Source organism: Pigmentiphaga humi, assembly GCF_900606115.1.
In the GTDB taxonomy this organism is placed as follows: domain Bacteria; phylum Pseudomonadota; class Gammaproteobacteria; order Burkholderiales; family Burkholderiaceae_B; genus Pigmentiphaga; species Pigmentiphaga humi.
In genome coordinates this window covers 1-22,213 of record NZ_UWPJ01000036.1, presented here as the reverse complement: position 1 = coordinate 22,213, position 22,213 = coordinate 1, and the positions used below count along the sequence as shown (strand labels likewise).

Annotated in this window: 21 protein-coding genes; 17 read left to right on the top strand and 4 right to left on the bottom strand. The window is 66.8% G+C overall.

The window, feature by feature from the left end:
* The first annotated feature begins 95 nt into the window (after nucleotides 1-95).
* The 17 genes from fabF (at nucleotide 96) to PIGHUM_RS21030 (ending at nucleotide 17,855) form a co-directional block, all read left to right on the top strand.
* A complete protein-coding gene (fabF, locus tag PIGHUM_RS21110) occupies nucleotides 96-1,325 on the top strand; it encodes a beta-ketoacyl-ACP synthase II (RefSeq protein WP_124081692.1) in 1,230 nt (409 codons plus the stop codon).
* Between the two features lie 215 nt (nucleotides 1,326-1,540).
* Nucleotides 1,541-1,999 (top strand): hypothetical protein, encoded by a 459-nt coding sequence (locus PIGHUM_RS21105; RefSeq protein WP_124081691.1) that lies wholly within the window; start codon nucleotides 1,541-1,543, stop codon nucleotides 1,997-1,999.
* Complete coding sequence (gene rpoE, locus PIGHUM_RS21100) at nucleotides 1,996-2,598, top strand: RNA polymerase sigma factor RpoE (RefSeq protein ID WP_124081690.1); 603 nt, start codon at nucleotides 1,996-1,998, stop codon at nucleotides 2,596-2,598. Before PIGHUM_RS21105 ends, rpoE begins: the two co-directional genes overlap by 4 nt.
* A gap of 84 nt (nucleotides 2,599-2,682) precedes the next feature.
* Nucleotides 2,683-3,294: a sigma-E factor negative regulatory protein gene (locus PIGHUM_RS21095; RefSeq protein ID WP_425466745.1), complete on the top strand. Its 612-nt coding sequence runs from the start codon at nucleotides 2,683-2,685 to the stop codon at nucleotides 3,292-3,294.
* 11 nt (nucleotides 3,295-3,305) lie between these two features.
* Nucleotides 3,306-4,328, top strand: a complete 1,023-nt coding sequence (locus PIGHUM_RS21090; protein ID WP_124081688.1) for a MucB/RseB C-terminal domain-containing protein — start codon at nucleotides 3,306-3,308, stop codon at nucleotides 4,326-4,328.
* Nucleotides 4,329-4,369: 41 nt separating this feature from the next.
* Nucleotides 4,370-5,824, top strand: coding sequence for a DegQ family serine endoprotease (locus PIGHUM_RS21085; protein ID WP_124081687.1), 1,455 nt, complete (start codon nucleotides 4,370-4,372; stop codon nucleotides 5,822-5,824).
* Nucleotides 5,825-5,983: 159 nt separating this feature from the next.
* Entirely contained in the window at nucleotides 5,984-7,777 is a 1,794-nt protein-coding gene (gene lepA / locus PIGHUM_RS21080; RefSeq protein WP_124081686.1) for a translation elongation factor 4, read from the top strand.
* Between the two features lie 37 nt (nucleotides 7,778-7,814).
* Entirely contained in the window at nucleotides 7,815-8,726 is a 912-nt protein-coding gene (lepB, locus tag PIGHUM_RS21075; protein WP_124081685.1) for a signal peptidase I, read from the top strand.
* Between the two features lie 188 nt (nucleotides 8,727-8,914).
* Nucleotides 8,915-9,880, top strand: a complete 966-nt coding sequence (rnc, locus tag PIGHUM_RS21070) for a ribonuclease III (protein WP_222929302.1) — start codon at nucleotides 8,915-8,917, stop codon at nucleotides 9,878-9,880.
* Nucleotides 9,881-9,882: 2 nt separating this feature from the next.
* Nucleotides 9,883-10,788, top strand: coding sequence for a GTPase Era (gene era, locus PIGHUM_RS21065; RefSeq protein ID WP_124081684.1), 906 nt, complete (start codon nucleotides 9,883-9,885; stop codon nucleotides 10,786-10,788).
* 31 nt (nucleotides 10,789-10,819) lie between these two features.
* Nucleotides 10,820-11,632 (top strand): DNA repair protein RecO, encoded by an 813-nt coding sequence (gene recO, locus PIGHUM_RS21060; RefSeq protein WP_246013404.1) that lies wholly within the window; start codon nucleotides 10,820-10,822, stop codon nucleotides 11,630-11,632.
* A gap of 25 nt (nucleotides 11,633-11,657) precedes the next feature.
* Entirely contained in the window at nucleotides 11,658-12,416 is a 759-nt protein-coding gene (locus PIGHUM_RS21055; RefSeq protein ID WP_124081776.1) for a pyridoxine 5'-phosphate synthase, read from the top strand.
* Nucleotides 12,416-12,853 carry a holo-ACP synthase gene (gene acpS / locus PIGHUM_RS21050; RefSeq protein WP_124081682.1) on the top strand — a complete coding sequence of 146 codons (438 nt, stop codon included), beginning with the start codon at nucleotides 12,416-12,418 and terminating at the stop codon, nucleotides 12,851-12,853. Before PIGHUM_RS21055 ends, acpS begins: the two co-directional genes overlap by 1 nt.
* Before the next feature lie 8 nt (nucleotides 12,854-12,861).
* Nucleotides 12,862-13,935, top strand: coding sequence for a beta-N-acetylhexosaminidase (nagZ, locus tag PIGHUM_RS21045; protein WP_246013402.1), 1,074 nt, complete (start codon nucleotides 12,862-12,864; stop codon nucleotides 13,933-13,935).
* Nucleotides 13,936-13,953: 18 nt separating this feature from the next.
* A complete protein-coding gene (uvrC, locus tag PIGHUM_RS21040) occupies nucleotides 13,954-15,834 on the top strand; it encodes an excinuclease ABC subunit UvrC (protein ID WP_425466746.1) in 1,881 nt (626 codons plus the stop codon).
* A gap of 170 nt (nucleotides 15,835-16,004) precedes the next feature.
* Entirely contained in the window at nucleotides 16,005-16,574 is a 570-nt protein-coding gene (gene pgsA / locus PIGHUM_RS21035) for a CDP-diacylglycerol--glycerol-3-phosphate 3-phosphatidyltransferase (protein WP_124081679.1), read from the top strand.
* A gap of 36 nt (nucleotides 16,575-16,610) precedes the next feature.
* Entirely contained in the window at nucleotides 16,611-17,855 is a 1,245-nt protein-coding gene (locus tag PIGHUM_RS21030; RefSeq protein WP_124081678.1) for an MFS transporter, read from the top strand.
* A 43-nt stretch (nucleotides 17,856-17,898) separates the two neighbouring features.
* Here PIGHUM_RS21030 and fnr read toward each other — a convergent pair whose 3' ends face one another.
* The 4 genes from fnr to PIGHUM_RS21010 form a co-directional block, all read right to left on the bottom strand.
* Nucleotides 17,899-18,624: a fumarate/nitrate reduction transcriptional regulator Fnr gene (fnr, locus tag PIGHUM_RS21025; RefSeq protein WP_124081677.1), complete on the bottom strand. Its 726-nt coding sequence runs from the start codon at nucleotides 18,622-18,624 to the stop codon at nucleotides 17,899-17,901.
* Nucleotides 18,625-18,687: 63 nt separating this feature from the next.
* A complete protein-coding gene (locus PIGHUM_RS21020; RefSeq protein WP_124081676.1) occupies nucleotides 18,688-19,584 on the bottom strand; it encodes a LysR family transcriptional regulator in 897 nt (298 codons plus the stop codon).
* 130 nt (nucleotides 19,585-19,714) lie between these two features.
* Nucleotides 19,715-21,640 carry a hybrid sensor histidine kinase/response regulator gene (locus tag PIGHUM_RS21015; protein WP_124081775.1) on the bottom strand — a complete coding sequence of 642 codons (1,926 nt, stop codon included), beginning with the start codon at nucleotides 21,638-21,640 and terminating at the stop codon, nucleotides 19,715-19,717.
* A gap of 28 nt (nucleotides 21,641-21,668) precedes the next feature.
* Nucleotides 21,669-22,130 (bottom strand): response regulator, encoded by a 462-nt coding sequence (locus tag PIGHUM_RS21010; protein WP_124081675.1) that lies wholly within the window; start codon nucleotides 22,128-22,130, stop codon nucleotides 21,669-21,671.
* Nucleotides 22,131-22,213 lie beyond the last annotated feature (83 nt).

Here is a 22,213-nt window from a genome sequence, read left to right as displayed (position 1 = left end):
TTTTTTGATTCCGGCACGGCCATGCGCAACCTGCCTGCCCCAGGCGGAAGGGGGCTGCCGGATACGCTTTTTTCCGCGCAATTGAGGAGTAGTCAGTGAAGCGACGCGTCGTCATCACCGGTCTCGGTATCGTTTCCCCCGTGGGCAATGACATCGCCTCCGCCTGGGACAACATCGTCAATGGCCGTTCGGGCATAGACCGCATCACCCGCTTCGATCCCACCGATTTCAACTGCCACATCGCAGGCGAGGTCAAGGGTTTCGATCTGGGGCAATACATCCCCGCCAAGGAAGCTCGCCAGATGGATACTTTCATCCATTATGGCATCGCAGCCGGCGTGCAGGCCTGGCATGACAGCGGGCTCGAGATCACCGAGGCCAACGCCGAACGCGTTGGCGTCATCGTCGGCTCGGGCATCGGCGGCCTGCCCCGCATCGAGGAAACCGAAGCCGAATACCTGCAGCGCGGCGCGCGCCGCATTTCGCCGTATTTCGTCCCCGCCTCGCTGATCAACCTGATTGCCGGGCAGTTGTCGATCCGTTTCGGCATGAAGGGCCCCAGCTATGCCGTGGTGTCCGCCTGCACGACCGGACTGCACAGCATCGGCGATGCCGCTCGCCTGATCGAATACGGCGATGCCGACGTGATGCTGGCCGGCGGCGCCGAGTCGACCGTTTCGCCGCTGGGCGTCGGCGGGTTCGCGGCCATGCGCGCGCTGTCCACGCGCAACGACGACCCCAAGACGGCTTCTCGCCCCTGGGACCGCGACCGCGACGGCTTCGTGCTGGGCGAAGGCGCCGGTGTCCTGGTGCTCGAGGAATACGAACACGCCAAGAAACGCGGCGCCCGTATCTATGGCGAATTCGCCGGGTACGGCATGAGCTCCGACGCGCATCACATCACCGCGCCGGACCGCGACGGTCCGCGCCGCGGCATGGTCAACGCGCTGCGCAACGGCGGCATCAACGCCGACCAGGTGCACTACGTCAACGCGCACGGCACTTCCACGCCGCTGGGCGACAAGAACGAGACCGAAGCCCTCAAGCTGGCCTTCGGCGATCATGCCAAGAACGTAGTGATCAGTTCGACCAAATCCATGACGGGCCACCTGCTCGGCGCGGCCGGCGGTATCGAGGCGGTGTTCACGTCCCTGGCGGTCTACAACCAGATTGCGCCGCCGACGATCAACATCTTCAATCAGGATCCCGAGTGCGATCTGGACTACTGTGCCAACCAGGCGCGGCAGATGAAGATCGACATTGCGCTGTCCAATTCCTTCGGGTTTGGCGGCACCAACGGCTCCATGATCGTTCGCAAGGTATAGGGTGAAAGCCCCCCCCTACGCGCTGACGCGCGCCCCCCAGGGGGCTCTACTTACGGACCGGCAAAGCCGGATCCGCTGTGCCCTGAGTCGCACAACGTACTGTCTTGCGTTGCGGGTGGTGCGCGGCGCCATGGATAACTGATTTGAGCGGATTCGCGGCGTCTTCCTCCGGCCTTGCGTTGCTGGCGCGTTTGCAGCCTTCGCGACGTGCCGGCATGCTGGCGCGGGGCATCGCGCTGGCCGCGACCCTCTCGGCTGCGGTCTTCGCGGCGTTTTTGCTGGATGGCGCATTCTTGCCCATCTCCCTGCTGGCCGCCGTCGGCGTCGGCTTGGCCGTTGCGGGGCAGCGCAGCGTCCGGCGTTCTGCCTGGCATGCCGTCGCGGTCGATGCCGGCGGCAATTGGATGCTGTCCGGCGCCGCCGGCTGGCGGCGTTTCCGGCCGTTGCGGATCTGGCGTTCTCCCCTCGGATGGCTGACGCTGCAGGGTGAGCTGGCGCCCTTGCCGCGGCAAGGGCAGGGGCCAGTCCGGGTTACTGTCACGATCTGGGCCGACAGCGTCGAACCGCAAGCTTGGCGCATGCTGCGCATCGCCGCGGCATGGACCGAACAGCGCGGCATGGGGCTGCTGGTATCGCCCCAGGCCCGCGACCCCCGACTGGAAAATCCGGCATGACGAGCGAGCGCGACATCGACGCCGAGCTGGTCGCGCGCGTGCAGCGCGGCGACAAGAAGGCGTTCGAGCTCTTGATGCTGAAATACCAGCGCAAGATATTGCGCCTGCTCTCGCGTTTCATCCGCGATCCGAGCGAAATCGATGACGTCGCCCAGGAAGCCTTCATCAAGGCCTATCGCGCGCTGCCGCAGTTCCGCGGCGAAAGCGCTTTCTACACCTGGTTGTACCGCATCGCCATCAACACCGCCAAGAACCATCTGGCGGCTTCGAACCGGCGTCCCAGCTCGCCGTCCGAGTACGAAAACGAAGATGGTGAAACTTTCGACGAAACCGACAACCTAAGCGATATCAACACGCCGGAATCCATGCTGGCCACGCGCGAGATCGCGGAAACCGTCAACATGGCGATCGAGTCGCTGCCGGAAGAGCTCCGCACGGCTATCGTATTGCGTGAGATCGAAGGAATGAGCTATGAAGACATTGCCCAGTCCATGGGATGTCCGATTGGCACGGTGCGCTCCCGCATTTTCCGGGCGCGCGAGGCCATCGCCGCGCGGCTGCGGCCCCTGCTGGATACCCAGGAGGACAGGCGGTGGTAGGCGCGAGGCGTCGGCAGGCGCGAAGTTTGGGCAAGTGTGGCAATAACCGGGCGTATAGCGGCCCCGGAGGTTATGGAAATGCAGGTGACATCGCATCGGAATGAGTCCGCCGTCTCCGGCGTGCCGGAAGGACAGGACGGATTGGCGCAGGCCGAAGCCGGGGAATGGCTGTCGGCCTACCTGGACGGCGAGCTGGATGAGCCACCCCCCCGTTTTTCCGCCTACCTGGCTTCGGCCGATGGGAAAGCGCATTGGGATCTCTACCACCTGGTGGGCGACGTGCTGCGCACGCCCGAACTGGCGGCGCCGGTTTCGGCAGATTTCCACCAGCGCCTCCTGCGGGCGCTCGAACAGGAAGCCCCCATCGTGGCCGCGCCGCGTCGAGCGTCCACGCGCCGCTTCATGGTCCGCTATGGCTTTCCTGGCCTGGCCGCCGCGGCTGCGGTGGCATCCGTGACCTGGATCGCCCAGCCTTATTTCGGTACGCCCGGCGGTTCGTTCGAACTGGCCAGCGCCCAGCCCGAGCAGCCGGCCGTCGTCCAGGTCGCCGCACCGGCTCCGCGCGCCCGGAAGGCCGAGCCGCAGGTGGACGTCGCACTGGGCGAATATCTCGACGCCCACAGGCAGGTGGCCGGCCGTAGCGCGATCCGGCAGGTTTCCGTCTCCTCGCTCGAGGCGTCAGCAGGTCAACGTTGAAGGAAAGACTCGTGTCGGAGGCAAGTCGCTCGGCAATGGTGTCGTCTACCCGTTTCCTGGCCTGGGCCATGCTCTGTCTGATGGCCGCGACGGCCCCGGTGCAGGCGGAGGCGCCCGCGCCGTCCAGCGATGCCAGGCTGTTGCAGCGTATCCAGGAAGCCGCCCGCGAGCTGGATTATTCGGGCGTGTTCGCCTACCAGCAGGGTTCCTCCATGCAATCGTCGCGCGTCACGCACGTGTTCGACGGCAAGAGCGAGCGCGAGCGGCTCGAATTGCTCGATGGCCAGCCGCTGGAATTCCTGCGCAAGGACGATGAAATACAGTGCCTGCTGCCGCAGAAGCATGCCATCCTGGTTGAGACGCGTACCGCACGCGACCGCTTTCCCGGACTGATGATAGGGGGAGCCGACCAACTGATGGCGCATTATGACGTCAGCATCGGCGAGCAACTGGAGCGCGTGGCCGACCGGGACTGCCAGGTCATCACGCTGCAGCCCAAGGACGGCGACCGCTACGGCTACCGGCTTTGCGCCGACAGCGAGTCGGGCCTCCTGCTGCGCACCCAGACGCTCTCGCCCGAAGACGACGTCGTCGAGCAGGTGGCTTTCATCGCGTTGCAGGTGGGAGCCGACGTCGATCGCAAGCAGCTCAAGCCTCGCTGGAAAACGGAGGGCTGGCGCGTGGTGCGCACTAGCTTGAATCCCGTCGATCTGGCCGATCTCGGCTGGACCGTGGGCGAGCCCGCGGGTTTCCGCAGAATCCTGGAGGTCCAGCGTTCGATGGGGGGCAAGCCGGACGTCAAGCAGGTCATGCTGTCCGACGGGCTGGCCGCCATCTCCATCTTCATCGAGCCTTACGGCAACGGCAACAAGCATCCGCAGCAGACCGGCCCCGGTGCGCGCGGCGCCGTCAATGTAGTGGGAAGACGGCTCGGCGACTACTGGATAACCGTCCTGGGCGAAGCGCCCACCGGCACCATCCAGCAGGTCGCGAATTCGATAAGCTATGCGCCTGCGGCGGCCCGCAGGCACTGAAGCCGCATTTTTGCCCTTTTTTATGTTCACCCGGAGTTGACATGTCATCGCTGTCGAAAACTGCCATGGGGAAGGCCTTCCTGGCGTTTTGCGCGTCGCTGTTCCTGTTTGCCGGCCATCCGGCCGCCCAGGCGCAAGCCCGTGCATTGCCGGATTTCACCGACCTGGTCGTCAAGGCGGACCCGGCGGTGGTCAACATCCGCACTACCGCCAAGGCGCCCGCGCGGAGCAGCGCCGGCGGCCAGGATCCCTACGAGCTGTTCCGCTGGTTCTTCGGCCCGGATTTCGTGCCGCCGGGGCGCGGCGGACCTCCCCGCCAGCCGGGGCCGGATTCGGATGGCGGCCAGGAGGTTCCGCGCGGTGTGGGATCGGGCTTTTTCATCTCGGCCGACGGCTACGTGCTGACCAACCACCACGTGGTCACCGGCGCCGACGACATCTACGTCACGCTGACCGATCGCCGCGAATTCAAGGCCAAGGTCATCGGCTCGGACGAACGCACCGACGTTGCGCTGATCAAGATCGAAGCCGCCGGCATGACCGCGCTCAAGCCTGGCGATCCCAGCCAGTTGCGCAAGGGCGAGTGGGTCATGGCGATCGGCTCGCCGTTCGGCCTGGATTCCACCGTGACCGCCGGCATCGTCAGCGCCACCGGCCGCGACACCGGCGATTACCTGCCGTTCATCCAGACCGACGTGGCGGTCAACCCGGGCAATTCGGGCGGTCCGCTGCTGAACATGCGCGGCGAGGTGGTCGGCATCAATTCGCAGATCATTTCCCGCAGCGGCGGCTTCATGGGCATTTCGCTGGCGATCCCGATCGACGAGGCGATGCGCGTAGCCGACCAGCTGCGCACTTCCGGCCGGGTCATCCGCGGCCGCATCGGCGTCCAGATCGGCGAGGTCAGCAAGGAAGTGGCCGACGCCATCGGGCTGGGCCGCACGGCCGGCGCCTCGGTCGGCATGGTCGAGCCGGGCAGCCCGGCCGAGAAGGCCGGCATCGAGCCGGGCGACGTGATCCTGAAGTTCGGCAACCGGACCATCGAGCGGTCTTCCGACCTGCCGCGTACCGTGGGTGAAACCAAGCCCGGCACCAAGACCACGATCCAGGTCTGGCGGCGCGGCGGCACGCGCGACCTGAGCATCACGGTGGGCGAGATGCAGCCGGAGAAGGGCGCGGCAGCGCGTGCAGACGAAGGCTCCGGCGGCGGCGCCGAGAAGGCCAATGCCCTGGGGCTGGTGGTCTCTGACCTGTCGGCGGCGCAGCGGCGCGACTTGCGCATCCGCGGCGGGGTGCAGGTGGATGCCGCCGAAGGCTCGGCCGCGCGTGCTGGCCTGCGCCAGGGCGACGTGCTGCTGGCGCTCGACAACACCGAAATCACCGGTACTGCGCAGTTCAACGGGTTGGTCGCCAAGCTGGACCGCAACCGCGCCCACGTGGTGCTGGTGCGCCGGGACGAACTGACCCAATGGGTGCCGATCCGGCCGGCGCGGTAATTTCCGGCAGACATCCGCACTCGGCGCTAAAATGCCGCGTTGCGGGATATCACGCCGGTCGCGGGGCGGTTCGCCCGGCGCGGCCGGCCACACCAGGCGGGGCGCGTAGCGCCCCCTTTTTTCGTTCAGGCCGAGCCGGACACACTACCAACGGATCGCATGCAGCACATTCGCAATTTCTCCATCATTGCCCACATCGACCACGGCAAATCGACGCTTGCCGACCGCATCATCCAGCGCTGCGGAGGCTTGTCCGATCGGGAAATGGAGGCCCAGGTGCTCGACTCGATGGATATCGAGCGCGAGCGCGGCATCACGATCAAGGCGCAGACTGCGGCGCTGCACTACAAGGCGCGCGACGGCAAGGTCTACAACCTCAACCTGATCGACACCCCGGGGCACGTGGACTTCTCGTACGAAGTCAGCCGCTCGCTGTCGGCCTGCGAAGGCGCGCTGCTGGTGGTGGATGCCTCGCAGGGCGTGGAGGCGCAGACCGTCGCCAATTGCTATACGGCCATCGAGCTCGGCGTGGAAGTCGTGCCCGTGCTGAACAAGATGGATTTGCCGCAGGCCGATCCGGACGGCGCCAAGCAGGAAATCGAGGAAGTCATCGGCATCCCGGCCGATGACGCGATCCCGGCCAGCGCCAAGACAGGCATGGGCGTGGAGGACATCATCGAAGCCGTGATCGAGCGGATTCCGCCTCCGGAAGGCGACGCGGCCGGCCCGCTGCAGGCGTTGATCATCGACTCCTGGTTCGACAACTACGTAGGCGTGGTGATGCTGGTGCGCCTCAAGAACGGCGTGCTCAAGCCCAAGGACAAGCTGCTGTTCATGGCGACAGGCGCCACCCACCTGTGTGAACAAGTGGGCGTGTTCACGCCCAAATCCGAATCCCGCACCCATTTGTCGGCGGGGGAGGTCGGCTTCGTCATCGCCGGCATCAAAGAACTCAAGCATGCCAAGGTGGGCGACACCATCACCCTGACATCCAAGTCCGCACCCGAACCGCTGCCCGGCTTCAAGGAAGTCAAGCCGCAGGTGTTCGCCGGGCTGTATCCGGTGGAGTCCAGCGAATACGACGCGCTGCGCGACTCGCTCGAAAAGCTCAAACTCAACGACGCCGCGCTGATGTACGACCCGGAGGTCTCGCAGGCGCTGGGATTCGGCTTCCGCTGCGGTTTCCTGGGTCTGCTGCACATGGAAATCGTGCAGGAGCGCCTGGAGCGCGAGTTCGACATGGACCTGATCACCACTGCGCCGTCGGTGGTCTACGAGGTCGAGCTGCGCGACGGTTCCGTGGTCATGGTGGACAGCCCGTCCAAGATGCCGGAAGTGGCCAAGATCGCCGAGGTGCGCGAGCCCATCGTCACGGTAACGCTGTTCATGCCCCAGGAATACGTGGGGCCGGTCATCACGCTGTGCACCGCCAAGCGCGGCATCCAGATCAACATGGCCTACCACGGCCGCCAGGTGCACCTGACCTACGAGATTCCGCTGGCCGAGATCGTGCTCGATTTCTTCGACAAGCTGAAGTCGGTGTCGCGCGGTTACGCGTCGATGGACTACGAGTTCAAGGAATACCGCAGCGCCGACGTGGTGCGCGTGGACTTGCTGATCAACGGCGACAAGGTCGATGCGCTGTCGCTGATCGTGCACCGCGCCAACGCGCGCTCGCGCGGCCGCGACGTGACCTCGCGGATGCGCGAACTGATCCCGCGGCAGATGTACGACGTGGCGATCCAGGCGGCCATCGGCTCCGAGGTCGTCGCCCGCGAGAACGTCAAGGCCTTGCGCAAGAACGTGCTGGCCAAATGCTATGGCGGCGACATCTCCCGCAAGAAGAAGCTGCTGGAAAAGCAGAAGGCCGGCAAGAAGCGCATGAAGCAGGTCGGCAGCGTGGAAATTCCGCAGGAAGCCTTCCTGGCCATCCTGCAGGTGGAGGACAAATGAGCGGCGGTACAACCAGTCAACCCATGAGGATGGCCAAATGAGCCTGAATTTCGCGCTGATCCTGTTCGTGCTGCTGGTCGTCACCGGCATCGTATGGACCTACGACCGCCTCTCGCTCAAGCCGCGGCGCACCCGGCGCATGGCGCAGGCGGCAGCGGAGTTCGATGCCGGCCGGGGCCAGTCCGTGCGCGCCGCGGGCGGCGAGGCCGAGGCTGCCCGCCAGCGCCAGGAGGCGGTGGACCGGGCCGGCAAGATGCCGTGGTGGGTCGAATATTCGGTAAGCTTCTTTCCCGTCATCCTGTTCGTGTTCGTGCTGCGTTCGTTCGTGGTCGAACCGTTCCGCATTCCCTCTGGCTCCATGCTGCCCACGCTGCAGATCGGCGACCTGATCCTGGTGAACAAGTTCTCCTACGGCTTGCGCCTGCCCATCGTCGACAAGAAAGTGGTGCCGCTGGGCGACCCCCAGCGCGGCGACGTCGTCGTATTCCGCTACCCGGTGGATCCGCAAGTGGACTACATCAAGCGCGTCGTCGGCCTGCCCGGCGACGAAATCGCCTATCTGAACAAGAAGCTGACCGTCAACGGCCAGCCCGTCGCCACGTCTCGCGCGGGGGATTATTTCGATCCCGACCGGGTCTCGTATACGGCGCTCTTCAATGAGAAATTGGGCGAGGTTGATCACCAGATATTGGTGGATGAGCGAAGATCGCCGGAAATAGAGCCCATGGGCAGCTTCCCCAGCCGCGCCGCCTGCCAGTATTCGCGCGAGGGCGTGCGTTGCAAAGTGCCCGCAGGCAACTACTTCATGATGGGCGATAATCGGGATAACAGCCTGGATAGCCGCTATTGGGGTTTCGTGCCGGATGCGAATATCGTGGGCAAGGCATTCTTCGTCTGGATGAATTTCGGAGACCTCAAGCGCATAGGAAGGATAGGCTCTTCCCAGTGAGTCCGCCTTGGGGTGGCCCTGGCGGACCGGCCAAGCCGGATCCGTTGTGCCCTGGATCAAGAACAGAAGACTATCGTGCCAAGCCAAAACATCCTTTCAATCCCCCGACCCAGGGTGCCGCGGATCCGGCTCTGCCGGTCCGCCAGCACCGCCCCCTGGGGGGCGCGCGCAGCGCGTAGGGGGGGGCCATGACAGGAGCAATGATCAATATCGGCTACACCTTCAAGAACAAGAGCCTGCTCGAGCAGGCTCTGACGCATCGCAGCCACAGCAGCCGACACAACGAGCGGCTGGAGTTTCTGGGCGACAGCGTGCTCAACTGCGCGATCGCCTCGCTGCTCTACGACCGTTTCGCCCGCATCGACGAAGGCGATCTGTCGCGCCTGCGCGCCAACCTGGTCAAGCAGGCCTCGCTGGCGGAGATCGCGCAGCGGATCGAACTGTCGCGCTTCCTGCGCCTGGGGGAAGGGGAGCTCAAGAGCGGCGGATTCCGCCGCCCCTCGATCCTGGCCGATACGCTCGAGGCGATCTTCGGCGCGATCTTCATGGACGGCGGTTTCGACGCCGCCTGCGCGGTGATCGCCCGCCTGTACCAGCCGGTGCTGGAAACCGTCGACCCGAAAACCCTGGGCAAGGATGCCAAGACCCTGCTGCAGGAATACCTCCAGGGCCGCAAGATCGCGCTGCCCGTCTACACCGTGCTCGCCACGCACGGTGCCGCGCACAGCCAGGAGTTCGAGGTCGAGTGCGCCATCCCCAAGCTGGACGTGCAGGTGGTCGGAATAGGCGGCAGCCGGCGCGCGGCCGAGCAGGCAGCGGCCAAGCAGGCGCTCGAGGCCGCCCTGGCCGCCAATCCTTCGCCGGCGCGACGCGTGCCCAAGGCGCGCAAAACTGCGCAACTGTCTCTGCCGGTGGCCGTCGCCCAGGAGGCGAACGACGACGCCGCGCCGCCCGCCGAGCCCCGGCAATCGCCGCCGCCGGCCGCCAGAATCGTTGCTTCCCGCGACATCGCGTCTGGCGCCTCGCCCCCGCCCACCGAATCCGATACGGCCCGGTCCGCCGCGCCCCAAAAAAACCCCCACGCTGCGCCTTCGGCTGCGCTGCCCCCCGAGGGGGCGCTTTTTGCCTTGGGGCGGCCCGCCGGCAAAAAATAACCATGTCGTCTTCAGCCAATCCTCCCGCCTCCAGCCGTTGCGGCTTCGTCGCCATCGTCGGCCGGCCCAATGTGGGCAAGTCGACGCTGCTCAACGCGCTGATCGGCGCCAAGGTCAGCATCGTGTCGCGCAAGGCGCAGACCACGCGCCACCGCATCCACGGCGTCTTTACGCGCGGCGCGGAGCAATTCGTGTTCGTCGATACTCCGGGGTTCCAGAGCCGGCACGGCGGCGCGATGAACCGCATGATGAACCGCGTGGTCACCCAGGCGCTGGCCGATGTGGATGTGGTCGTCCACGTGGTCGAGGCAGGCAAGTGGTCCGAGGGCGACGCCAACCTGCTGCCGCTGCTGCCGTCCCGCGCGCGCCGCATTCTGGCGGTCAACAAGACCGACCTGCTCAAGGACCGCGATGCGCTGTTTCCCTACGTCGCGCGCATTGCCGCCTTGCATCCCTACGATGCGGTGGTGCCGGTCAGCGCGGCCAAGTCGCGCCAGCTCGACCACCTGCTGGACGAAATCGCCAAGGGCCTGCCCGAGGGCGAACCCATGTTCGAGGAAGATACGCTGACCGACCGGCCGGTGCGCTTCATCGCGGGAGAATTGATCCGCGAGAAGATCTTCCGGCTGGTGGGCGACGAACTGCCCTATGGCTCGACTGTCGTGATCGAACAGTGGGAAGAAAAGCCCAGGCTGGTGCGCATTGCCGCCTGTGTCATCGTCGACCGCGACAGCCACCGGCCTATTTTGCTGGGGGCGGGCGGGGAGCGCATGAAGCGCATCGCCTCCGAGGCCCGGCAGGACATTGCCAAGCTGATCGACACGCCGGTGCATCTGGAGATCTACGTCAAGGTCCGCAAGGGCTGGGCCGAGCGCGAAAGCGCGCTGCGCGACCTGGGGTATGAGTAACGGACCGGGGGATCCCGAGGCCCCTGGTGCCGTGCCACCAGCCGCCGCGGGGTCGCTGTTCCGGCGCACGCCGCTGCCGGCGGCCGCGCCTGCCAAGCCGGCCCGCGCGCGCCCGCGCAGCCATCGGGTGGACGATGCGCCGGCTTTCCTGCTGCACAGCTATCCCTATCGGGAAACTTCGCTGATCCTGGACGTCTTTACCCGCAGCCACGGCCGGATGGCCCTGGTCGCCAAAGGCGCCAAGCGTCCGCACTCCGCGCTGCGCCCCGTGCTGATCGCCTTCCAGCGTCTGAGCCTGTCCTGGAGCGGGGCAGGGGAGATCAAGACGCTCATCCGCGCCGAATGGTCCGGGGCGCCGCAACGCCTGCAGGGCGCTGCCGCGATGTCGGGCTGGTATCTGAACGAGCTGCTGATGCGCCTCCTGGGCCGGGACGACCCGCACGAGTCGCTGTACGACGCCTATGCCGACGCGCTGGCCCGGCTGGCGGCCAATCCGCGCCTGTCGGTGGCGCTGCGCGAGTTCGAATGGCGCCTGCTGTGCGAGATCGGCTACGGCTTCGACCCGGCCAGTCTGGATGACGGGACGCCGGTGCTCGCCGGCGGACGCTATCGCGTGCCGCTCGAAGCCGGGCCAGAGCCTTGTGCCGCCGAAGGCGGCGCGCATGTATCCGGCGCGGCGCTACTGGCGCTGGCAGGCGGCCGTTTCGGTGAGCCTGGCGCCGAGCCCGAGCTGCGCCGTTTGCTCCGGGAGCGCCTGGACTATCATATGGAAGGCCGGCCGCTGGCCACACGCAGAGTGCTGCGCGACCTGCAGGACTTCGACGTCCTGCCGCGCGGCCAATGAAGAACCTACTCTTTTGCCATTCACCATGATCGATCTGGGCGTCAATATCGACCACGTTGCCACGCTGCGCCAGCAGCGCCACGTCGCCTATCCGGATCCTGTCCGGGCTGCGCTGCTGGCCGAGGATGCCGGGGCCGACCTCATCACCCTGCACCTGAGGGAAGACCGCAGGCACATCCAGGACGCCGACGTCGAGAGCCTGCGCGGCCAGTTGCGCACGCGCATGAACCTGGAGTGCGCGATCACCGCGGAGATGCTGGAGATCGCCTGCCGCATCCGTCCGCACGACGTCTGCCTGGTGCCGGAGAAGCGCCAGGAGCTGACCACCGAAGGCGGGCTCGACGTGCTCGGCCATTTCGACGAGGTCCGCGCGGCCGTGGCCCGGCTGCACGATGCCGGCGTGCGCGTGTCGCTGTTCATCGATCCGGAGGCCGCGCAGATCGAGGCCGCCGCGCGCACCGGCGCGACCGTGATCGAATTGCATACCGGCGCGTATGCCGAGGCCGAACCGGCCGCGCAGGCGGGCGAACTGACGCGCATCCGCGGGGCCGTCGCCGAAGGACTGCGCCAGGGGCTGCGCGTCAATGCCGGCCATGGCCTGCACTACGAGAACGTGCAGCCGGTGGCGGAGCTCGACGGCATCGCCGAATTGAACATCGGCCACGCCATCGTCGCGCAGGCGGTGTTCTGCGGGCTGGAGCGCGCGGTGCGCGACATGAAGGCGTTGATGGTTGCCGCGCGCACGCAGGCCCAGCGCGGCGTGCTGCTGCGGCCGGCGCATTGATGGCGGCGGCTTCCACGTCCGGAGCCGCGCCGGGCGCGATTGCCGGCGTCGGTATCGACCTGCTGCGCATCGACCGCGTCGAGCAGGCGCTGGCCCGGCGCGGCGACCGCTTCGCGCAGAAGGTTCTGGGCGACGAAGAATACGCCAAGTTCCTGGCCCGGCGTTCGCGCGATACGCAGCGGGGCCTGCGCTTCCTGGCCACGCGCTTCGCCGCCAAGGAGGCTTTTTCCAAGGCGGTCGGGCTGGGCATGCGCATGCCCATGGCGTGGCGCCGCATGCAGACGCTCAACGCGCCGAGCGGGCGGCCCGTGGTGGTGCTGGCCGAACCGTTGAAGAGCTGGTACGAGGAACGCTTCGGCGCCGCCCACGTTTCGCTCACCGATGAACACGATATGGCCGCCGCCTACGTCATCGTCGAGGCCCGGCGGCCCGCATGAACCAATCAATGAATTCCGCACACGCACAAGCCCACGCCATCCTGCCGCCCGGACCGGTGATGGTGGATGTGGCGGGGACCGAACTGACCGCGGCCGAGGCCGAGCGCCTGCGCCACCCGCTGGTGGGGGGCGCGATCCTGTTCGCGCGCAATTTCCGCAGCCGCGAGCAACTGGCAAGCCTGACCCACGCCATCCATGCCGCGCGCAGCGAACCGCTGCTGATCGCCGTCGATCATGAAGGCGGCAGGGTGCAGCGCTTCCGCACCGACGGTTTCACCGTGCTGCCGGCCATGCGCACACTGGGCCAGCGCTGGGAGCAGGATCCGCTGCAGGCCATGCAGGCCGCCACCGATACCGGCCGCGTGCTGGCGGCCGAGCTGCGGGCCTGTGGCGTGGATCTCAGCTTCACTCCGGTGCTGGACCTCGATTTCGGCGCCAGCCGCGTCATCCGCGACCGTGCCTTCCACCGCGATCCGCGCGTGGTGGCCATGCTGGCGCGCGCGCTGGCGCAAGGGCTGGCGCTGGCGGGCATGGCCGCGTGCGGCAAGCACTTCCCTGGCCATGGCCACGTCGAGGCCGATTCCCACCACGAGATCCCGGTGGACGACCGGACGCTGGAGCAGGTGCTGGACGAGGACGCCATGCCTTATCGCTGGCTGGGGGATGCCGTCCTGGGCGCGGTAATGCCTGCCCACGTGATCTATCCCAGAGTCGACAAACATCCGGCCGGGTTCTCGCGCAAATGGGTCACGGCCGTCTTGCGCAAGCGCCTGCAGTATGGAGGCGTGGTGTTCTCCGACGACCTGACCATGGAAGGCGCTGCGGTCGCGGGCGACATCCACGACCGCGCGCTCGCGGCCTTGCGCGCCGGCTGCGACATGGTGCTGGTGTGCAACCGGCCCGACCTGGCCGATACCTTGCTCGAGCGTCTGGCGTGGCAGCCCGAGGCGGCATCGGTTGCGCGCATCCGGGCGCTCAAGCCGCGCTTGGCCTCGCCGGACTGGGCCGGACTGCAATCCGACCCCGGCTACCAGAAGGCCCGCAAGACGGTGCGCGCGCTGGCGCGCGCCGGAGCGGCCTGAGGACGGCGCATGGCCGATATACGAGGGACGCCCGGCGACGGGAAACCCGCACCCGAGCAAGTGCAGGGCGATCCGCCGCAGGATTTCGACGTCAAATCCTTCCTCGCGCAGTTGCCGCACCTGCCTGGCGTCTACCGGCACATCAACGCCGCAGGCGAGGTGATGTACGTGGGCAAGGCGCGCGACTTGAAGAAACGCGTCTCGTCCTATTTCCAGAAGAACATCGCCAGTCCGCGGATCGCGCACATGCTGACCCGGGTGGCGCGCGTCGAAGTGACGGTCACGCGCTCGGAAGCCGAAGCGCTGCTGCTCGAGAACAACCTCATCAAGTCGCTGGCGCCGCGCTACAACATCCTGTTCCGCGACGACAAATCCTATCCCTATCTGAAGCTGAGCGGCCACGAATTCCCCCGGATCGCCTACTACCGCGGCGTCACGGACCGCGCCAACCAGTATTTCGGCCCGTTTCCGAACGCCTGGGCGGTGCGCGACAGCATCCATATCCTGCAGAAGGTATTCCGCCTGCGCACCTGCGAGGACACCGTATTCTCCAACCGTTCGCGGCCTTGCCTGCTCTACCAGATCCACCGCTGCTCGGGGCCGTGCGCGGGCCTGATCGGGGCCGACGATTATGCGCGCGACGTCGGCCGGGCCACCCAGTTCCTGCGCGGCCAGACCCAGGCGGTGCTGAAGGATATCGAGACGCGCATGTTCGAGGCCTCGCAGGCGATGCGCTTTGAGGAAGCGGCCGTGCTGCGCGACCAGCTTTCGGCGCTGTCGCGCGTGCTGCACCAGCAGACCATGGAGGGCGGCAGCGGCGATACCGACGTGGTCGCGGTGGCGATGCAGGGTGGCCGGGCCTGCGTGAACCTGGCCATGGTGCGCGGCGGACGGCACCTGGGCGACAAGGCGTTCTTCCCTTCCCACGTCGAGGGTGAATCGCCCGCCGACGTGCTCGAAGCCTTTCTGTCGCAGCACTACATCGACAAGGCGCTGCCGGGCGTCATCGTGGTCTCGCATCCCCTGGCCGACGCCGATCTGGCCGGCATGCTGGCCGAGCAGGCGGGTTCGCGGGTCAACATACTCAAGCAGCCGCAGGGCGTGCGCAAGAGCTGGCTGGAACAGGCCGCCAAGAACGCCGAGCTCGCGCTGGCGCGTGTGCTGGCCGAGGTCGGCTCGCAGCAGGCGCGCACCGTGGCCTTGTCGATGGCGCTCGGGCTGGGCATCGAGGCGGACGAACAGGCGCTCGAAAGTCTGCGCCTGGAATGCTTCGACATCAGCCATACTGCCGGCGAGGCGACCCAGGCTTCCTGCGTGGTCTACCACCACCACGCCATGCAGCCCAAGGAGTACCGCCGCTACAACATCGGCGACATCACCGGCGGCGACGATTACGCCGCCATGCGTCAGGTGCTGACGCGCCGCTACGAGAAGATTGCCGATGGCGACGGCGTCATGCCTGACATCGTGTTGATCGACGGCGGCAAGGGCCAGGTCGAGACCGCGCGTCAGGTCTTCGCCGAACTGGGCCTGGACATCGGCCTGCTGGTCGGCGTAGCCAAAGGGGAAGGGCGCAAGGTCGGGCTCGAGACGCTGATATTCGCCGACGGCCGCGAGCCGCTGGCGCTGGGCGGCGAATCCGCCGCGCTGATGCTGGTGGCGCAGATCCGCGACGAGGCCCATCGCTTCGCCATCACCGGCATGCGCGCGCGGCGCGCCAAGACGCGCAACGTATCGCGCCTGGAAGAAATCGAAGGCATCGGCGCCAAGCGCCGCCAGCGCCTCCTCGCCCGCTTCGGCGGCCTGCGCGGCGTCGTCTCCGCCAGCGTGGAAGAACTGGCTTCGGTAGAAGGCGTTTCCCTCGACCTAGCCGAACGCATCTACAAACAGCTCCATTGATCTCTCCCCGCACGGTATAAAAAAGAACAAAAGAACACAGAGCCTCAACCCAAGAAACCCTCTCTCAGACCCAGGGTGCCGGGGATCCGGCTCCGCCGGTCCGCCAGCACCGCCCCCTGGGGGGCGCGCGTAAGCGCGTACGGGGGGGCCCGTTCTGTTAGCATTCGACCATGCCAGTGAATTTGCCGATCATTCTGACCTGGGTGCGGATCGCCATGATCCCGCTGGTCATCAGTGTCTACTACGTGCCGGAACACATGTTGAGCGTGCCGATGCGCGATGCGTTGGCTACGGGCATGTTCATTTTCGCGGCCGTCACCGATTGGCTCGATGGCTGGCTGGCCCGGCGCCTGGACCAGACGTCGGCGTTCGGCGCCTTCCTCGATCCCGTGGCCGACAAGCTCATGGTCAGCGCTGCTTTGTTGGTGCTGCTGAACCTCGGGCGGATCGATGCGATGATCGCGCTGATCATCATCGGCCGCGAGATCACGATTTCCGCCTTGCGCGAATGGATGGCCACGCTGGGCGAGCGCACCAGCGTGGCGGTGCATTGGCTGGGCAAGTTCAAGACCGTCGCGCAGATGACGGCCATTCCGTGCCTGTTGTATGGCGGGACGGTGGCCGGGTTCAACGCGTTGTGGTGGGGATCCCGCCTGATCGAGATCGCCGCGGTGTTGACCGTATGGTCGATGATGTACTACTTGCGGCGTGCCTGGCCGATCATCAAGCGATCGGCCTGAGGCATCCGGCAGGACAAGCAAGCAGCAGGAGACGACGTGCAGCAGGCATTGGTTGGTTCGGCCCCCCGGTTCATCCGGCGCAGGGTCGATTGGTCCGTTATCGGACTGGTCGGGATCGCACATGCGTGCTCCCATTTCTTCCAGTTGGTGATTCCGTCCTTGTTCGTGCCGCTGGCGGCCGAGTTCGGGCTGAGCTTCGCGCAGCTCGGCGTCCTGGTGGCCGTGTTCTATGCCATCTCCGGCGTGGGCCAGGCCAGTTCCGGATTCGTGGTGGATCGGGCCGGCGCCCGTCCGGTGCTGTGGTTCGGCCTGTCGTGTTTCGTGCTGGCCGGCTTCCTGCTGGGGTCGGCGGGCAGCTACGCCTGGCTGTTCGTCGCCGCCGTGGTGGCGGGCATCGGCAACGCCGTATTCCATCCGGTGGATTTTTCCATCCTCAACCGCCGCGTCAGCGCACCCAGGCTGGGGCACGCCTTCAGCGCCCATGGCATTACCGGCAATCTGGGCTGGGCCACGACGCCGATCTTCATCACCACCTTGACGCAGTTGTTCAACTGGCGCGTCGCGGCAATCGGCGCGGGCCTGCTGGTGGCGGTCGTCCTGACCATGACGATCGTCGGCCGGCGCCTGCTGGCGGCAGGGCTGCCGCGCGCTGCCGCACGCCCGGCGCAGGGCGGGGCACCCGCGGCAACGAGGTTGTCGCTGGGGGCCTTGCTGCGCAACCCCGTGGTCTGGGGGGCCTTCCTGTTCTTCATGTTCTCGTCGATCGCGATTTCGGCGGTGCAGAACTACACGCTGCCCATACTCGGCGCGATCTACGGCCTGTCCACCGTGACCGCCAGTACCGCGCTGTCGGGCTATATGGTGGCGGGCGCCGTGGGCATGGTGCTGGGCGGTTTCCTGGTCTCCAGCAATCCGCATAGCGAGCGCATCGTCGGCGCCTCTTTCGTGGCGGCGGGGCTGCTGCTCGCGCTGCTGGCCATGGGATGGCTGCCGGCCGCCGGCGCCGTGCCATGCGTGGCCCTGGCGGGCCTGTGCGCCGGGGTCGCCGGCCCGTCGCGCGACATGCTGGTGCGGCGGGTGACGCCGCGCGGCGCGACCGGTTCGGTCTACGGTCTGGTCTACTCTGGCATGGACACCGGCGCGGCGCTCGCTCCGCTGGCGTTCGGGGTGATGCTCGATGCCGGCCTGCGCCAGGGGCCTTACCTGGGCGCGTTCGTTGCTTTCGGCATGTCCGCCTTCTTCGCCGCGCTGATCGCCGCCCAGGCCCGCCGTCTGCATTGACGGCCCGGCAGGGCGTGGGCAGGGGTGTCCTGCTGGGGGCGCCCTAGCACTGCCGTCCGACGATCTGCCGCAAGGCGGGCACATCGACCAGTTCGACTTCCTTCTGGTTGATGCGCAGCAACCCGGCCTTGGCGAAGCGCGAGAACAGCCGGCTTACGGTTTCCAGGGTCAGGCCCAGGAAGTTGCCGATTTCCTCGCGGCTCATGCGCAGCACGAACTGGGAAGACGAATAGCCGCGAGCCGAGAGGCGGTCGGACAGGCTGATCAGGAAGGCGGCCAGCTTTTCCTCGGCGCGCATGGCGCCGAGCGACAGCAGCAACTGCTGGTCGTTCTCCAGCTCGCGGCTCATCAGCCGCAGCAGTTGGCGCTGCAGCGAGGGTAGATGGGTGGCGACCACCGACAGGTCGCGGATCGGGATGACACAGACTTCGCTGTCTTCGAGCGCCACCGCGGTCGAGGCGTGCGTCTCGCGGCCCAGCCCGTCGAGCCCGATCACTTCGCCGGGAAGATGGAAGCCTGTGATCTGCTGCCGGCCGTCGGCCAGTTCGACCAGGGTCTTGAGCGAGCCGAAGCGTATGCCGTAGACCGCGTCGAGTCCGTCCTCGGCGCGGAACAGCGGCTGCCCCTTGCCCACGCGCAGGCGCAATTGCACCAGTTCGTCCATCTTGTGGGCGTCGGCGGGGGCCATGCCCACGGGCAGGCAGAACTGCCCCAGTCCGCAGGTCGAGCAGCGGAGGGTTTCAGTGGAGAGCTGGATGCGTTTGTTCATGGGACGATGGATTCGGATCGAGGAAGGACTGTGCCGGACGGTGGCGCTGGGCGCGGCGCGCGTCTATGGCAGGTGCGCCGCGTAGTGCTGGCGCAGCGTGTCGATGAAGACGCGCACGCGCAGCGGCAGGTGCTTGCGCTGCGGATAGACCGCATAGATGGCGTTTGGCGGTGCGGCATAGTCGTCCAGCACGGTGACCAGGCGGCCCTGGCTCAGGTCGTCCTCGACTTCCCAGAGCGAGCGCCAGGCCAATCCGCGGCCGTCCAGCGTCCAGGCATGCAGCACGGCGCCATCCGTACACTCAAGCGTACCCGATACGCGTTGCGGCGTGGGTTTTCCATCGATGGTGAACAGCCAGCCGCGTGCCTGGCTGCCGCCGGTGCCGAACGACAGGCAGTTGTGCCCCGTCAGGTCGGATGGATGCCTGGGCGTGCCATACCGCCGCAGATAGGCGGGCGCGGCCACCACCATGCGGCGGTTGTCGGCCAGGCGCACGCTGACCATGCTGGAGTCGGCCAGGTTGCCGATGCGTATGGCGCAGTCGTAGCCTTCGTTGACCAGGTCGACCAGCCGGTCGCTCAAGTCCAGGGTGACGCTCATGCCGGGATAGGTGTCGAGCAGCCCGGGCAGCAGCGGAGCGATATGGCGGCGGCCGAAACCGGCGGGCGCCGTCACGCGGAAGTGCCCCTTGGGATGTTCGCCGCCCGCCGCTACGCTGTTCTCGGCATTTTCCAGCGACTGCAGGATCTGCTGGCATTCCTCGAAGAATTCCGTGCCTTCCGCGCTCAGCGAGATCTTGCGGGTGGTGCGCACCAGCAGCTTGACGCCCAGGCGGGCCTCCAGCGCGTCGATACGCCGTCCGATGACCGCGGGTGCGACGCCTTCGCTGCGCGCTGCGGCGGACAGGCTGCCGCGCGTGACGGCGGAGACGAAGGATTCGATCTGCTTGAAGCGGTCCATAGGGCGAAGGACGCTACAGCCGCGGCAGCTTGAAGCCGCCGCGAGCGATTTATGCGTGAAAGTAAGGAATCGGCCAGCGGATTTTAACGGATATGTGCAAAATACTGCGTTGCAGATATGCCAGCGCGGATTAGCAGTGTCCGTGGCGTTGCAGGACCTGGATGAGCTGGTTGATGTCCAGCGGCTTGGTCAGATGCGCCGCGAAGCCCGCGGCCAGGCAGCGCCGCACGTCCGCTTCCATGCCGTAGCCTGTCAGCGCGACGGCCGTCTGGCCGGGCTGCGGGGCATAGTGGCGCAATACATCCAGGCCATCGCCGTCGGGCAGGCCCATGTCGCTGACCAGCACGTCGTAGCGGCGTGCATCGATGCTGTTGCGCGCCACCGAGACGTTTTCGGCCACGTCCACCGTGTAGCCGTACTCGGCCAGCAGGAATTGCATGGCCTCGGCCGTGTCCTCGTTGTCCTCGACCAGCAGGATGGCGGCCGGTCGGGCTTCGGGGACGGCTGCGGGGCGGTCCTGCGGCGCTGCCGCGGGCGCCTGGCTGCCGGCCGGATCGTCCAGCGTCAGGGTGAAGGTCGTGCCCTGGCCGGGCCCGTCGCTGTGCACGCCGAGTACGCCGCCGTGGCGATCGGCCAGGGAACTGGCGATGGCCAGCCCCAGCCCCAGGCCGCCGCGGGCCTGGGCGGTTTCGGCGTCGCCCTGGTCGAAGGCATTGAAAATGCGTTCGAGTGCCTGCGCGGGAATGCCGATCCCGGTGTCGGCGATATCCACTGCGATCCGGCCGGGTTCCGGCCGGTGGATGGCGATGCGCACTTCGCCTCCCGGAGGCGTGAATTTGAGCGCGTTCTTGAGCAGGTTCCAGATGATCTGCTGCAGTCGCGCCTGGTCCGCCTGGACGATGGCGGGTTCTGACGGCGGCTGATAGCACAGGCTGATGCGGCGGGCGCTGGCTTCTTCCCGGAAGATGTCGGCAATGCCGCTGACCGCGCCGGCGAGGTCTGTGGGTTCGAGCTTCAGGCTGAGCTTGTCGTTGACGATCTTGGAGATGTCGAGCAGGTCGTCGATCAGGCGTGCCTCGACTTCCACATTGCGCTTGATCAATTCCACGCTGCGCCGGCATTCCGGCGGCAGGTCCCGGCGCAGGTCCAGCGCCTGCGCGGCCGCGTAGATGGGGCCGAGCGGGGTGCGCAGTTCGTGCGACAGCACCGCCAGAAAGCGGTCCTTGGCGCGGTTGGCGGCCTCGGCCTGTTCCTTGGCAGCCTGCAGAAGGTCCGCGGCCGCCCGGCTGTCGGTCATGTCGCGCACGATGCGCGAGTAGCCGCGCAGCGCGCCGCCGTGGCCGACGATCGCAGTGGTGACCACCGAGGCATAGAAGCTCGTGCCGTTCTTGCGCCGCAGCCAGCATTCCTCGACCAGGCTGCTGCCGTGGTCCAGGCGGGCCAGTTGTTCCGTCAGGGAGGCGGCCGGACCCGGGGCGGTCGGAAGCAGGAACATGTCGCCCGGCTGGCCCAGAACTTCCTCGGCGGTATAGCCGAACAGCCATTCCGAGGCCCGGTTCCAGCTTTCTATCGTGCCTGCGGGGGAGAGGGTGGCGACCGAGTAGTCGCGCAGCGCGTCGACCAATTGCCCGAAGTAGGTTTCGCTGTCCTTGAGCCGCTGCTCGGCCGCGTGGCGGGAGCGGCGTTCCTGGGCTTCGTCCAGCGCGCGCCGTACGACGATGGGCAGGCGTTCGAGCCGCTGTTTGAGCACGTAATCGGTCGCGCCCTGCTTGAGCATGTCGACGGCGTGCTCTTCGCCCAGCACGCCCGAGACGAAGATGAACGGCAACGCACTGGGATGCCGGCGCGCCAGTTGCAGCGCTTCGGTGCCCGAGAAGCCGGGCATGTGGAAATCGGACAGGACCAGGTCGAAGGCGCCGGTATCGAGCGCGCGCACGAAATCCGCCTCGTTGTTGACGATCGCGCTCTCGACCTCGAGGCCGGATCGCTCCAGCCGCTCCAGCGCCAGTTCGGCGTCATGGGGGTTGTCTTCGGCAAGCAGGACGCGCATGGCCATCGGATTCACGGGGCGGGCTCCTGGCCGGTCATTCCTGCGCCGGGCGCGGGCGGCGCATGGAACCCGGCGGGGGTTCGTTCAGAACTGCCCAGAATACGCCGAGATCGCCGATGGCGCGAACGAAGTCCGGGAAGTCGACGGGTTTGACCACATAGGCGTTGACGCCGAGCGCATAGGCGTGGACCAGATCGCTCTCTTCATTGGACGAAGTGAGCATGACCACCGGTATGTTGTGCAGGTCGGGCTCGGAGCGGATGAGCTTGAGCACTTCCAGGCCGTCCACCTTGGGCAGTTTCAGGTCGAGCAGTATCACGGCGGGGTTGCCGATCGGCCGGCCCTGGTAGAGGGCGCGCCGCTGCAGGTAGTCGACGGCTTCTTCGCCGTCGCGGGTGATGACCACGTCGTTGGCCAGATGGCTTTTCTCGAGCGCGATGAGGGTCAGCTCCAGGTCGCGGGGGTTGTCTTCCACGAGCAATATGGGCTTGAGCATGGGGATCGATTAGCCTCGTTTTCTTTTGCCGCCGGGCGCTTCTCCTGGCGCGGCGGCAAAAGAAAACGAGGCTAATCGATCCC

Bases quoted from the DNA above. Each gene is read 5' to 3' on its own strand.
- PIGHUM_RS21105 (WP_124081691.1), top strand. From the start codon at position 1,541: ATGCTGGCGCGGGGCATCGCGCTGGCCGCGACCCTCTCGGCTGCGGTC.
- rpoE (WP_124081690.1), top strand. From the start codon at position 1,996: ATGACGAGCGAGCGCGACATCGACGCCGAGCTGGTCGCGCGCGTGCAG.
- PIGHUM_RS21085 (WP_124081687.1), top strand. From the start codon at position 4,370: ATGTCATCGCTGTCGAAAACTGCCATGGGGAAGGCCTTCCTGGCGTTT.
- lepA (WP_124081686.1), top strand. From the start codon at position 5,984: ATGCAGCACATTCGCAATTTCTCCATCATTGCCCACATCGACCACGGC.
- lepB (WP_124081685.1), top strand. From the start codon at position 7,815: ATGAGCCTGAATTTCGCGCTGATCCTGTTCGTGCTGCTGGTCGTCACC.
- rnc (WP_222929302.1), top strand. From the start codon at position 8,915: ATGACAGGAGCAATGATCAATATCGGCTACACCTTCAAGAACAAGAGC.
- era (WP_124081684.1), top strand. From the start codon at position 9,883: ATGTCGTCTTCAGCCAATCCTCCCGCCTCCAGCCGTTGCGGCTTCGTC.
- PIGHUM_RS21055 (WP_124081776.1), top strand. From the start codon at position 11,658: ATGATCGATCTGGGCGTCAATATCGACCACGTTGCCACGCTGCGCCAG.
- acpS (WP_124081682.1), top strand. From the start codon at position 12,416: ATGGCGGCGGCTTCCACGTCCGGAGCCGCGCCGGGCGCGATTGCCGGC.
- nagZ (WP_246013402.1), top strand. From the start codon at position 12,862: ATGAATTCCGCACACGCACAAGCCCACGCCATCCTGCCGCCCGGACCG.
- pgsA (WP_124081679.1), top strand. From the start codon at position 16,005: ATGCCAGTGAATTTGCCGATCATTCTGACCTGGGTGCGGATCGCCATG.
- fnr (WP_124081677.1), bottom strand. From the start codon at position 18,624: ATGAACAAACGCATCCAGCTCTCCACTGAAACCCTCCGCTGCTCGACC.
- PIGHUM_RS21020 (WP_124081676.1), bottom strand. From the start codon at position 19,584: ATGGACCGCTTCAAGCAGATCGAATCCTTCGTCTCCGCCGTCACGCGC.
- PIGHUM_RS21015 (WP_124081775.1), bottom strand. From the start codon at position 21,640: ATGGCCATGCGCGTCCTGCTTGCCGAAGACAACCCCCATGACGCCGAA.
- PIGHUM_RS21010 (WP_124081675.1), bottom strand. From the start codon at position 22,130: ATGCTCAAGCCCATATTGCTCGTGGAAGACAACCCCCGCGACCTGGAG.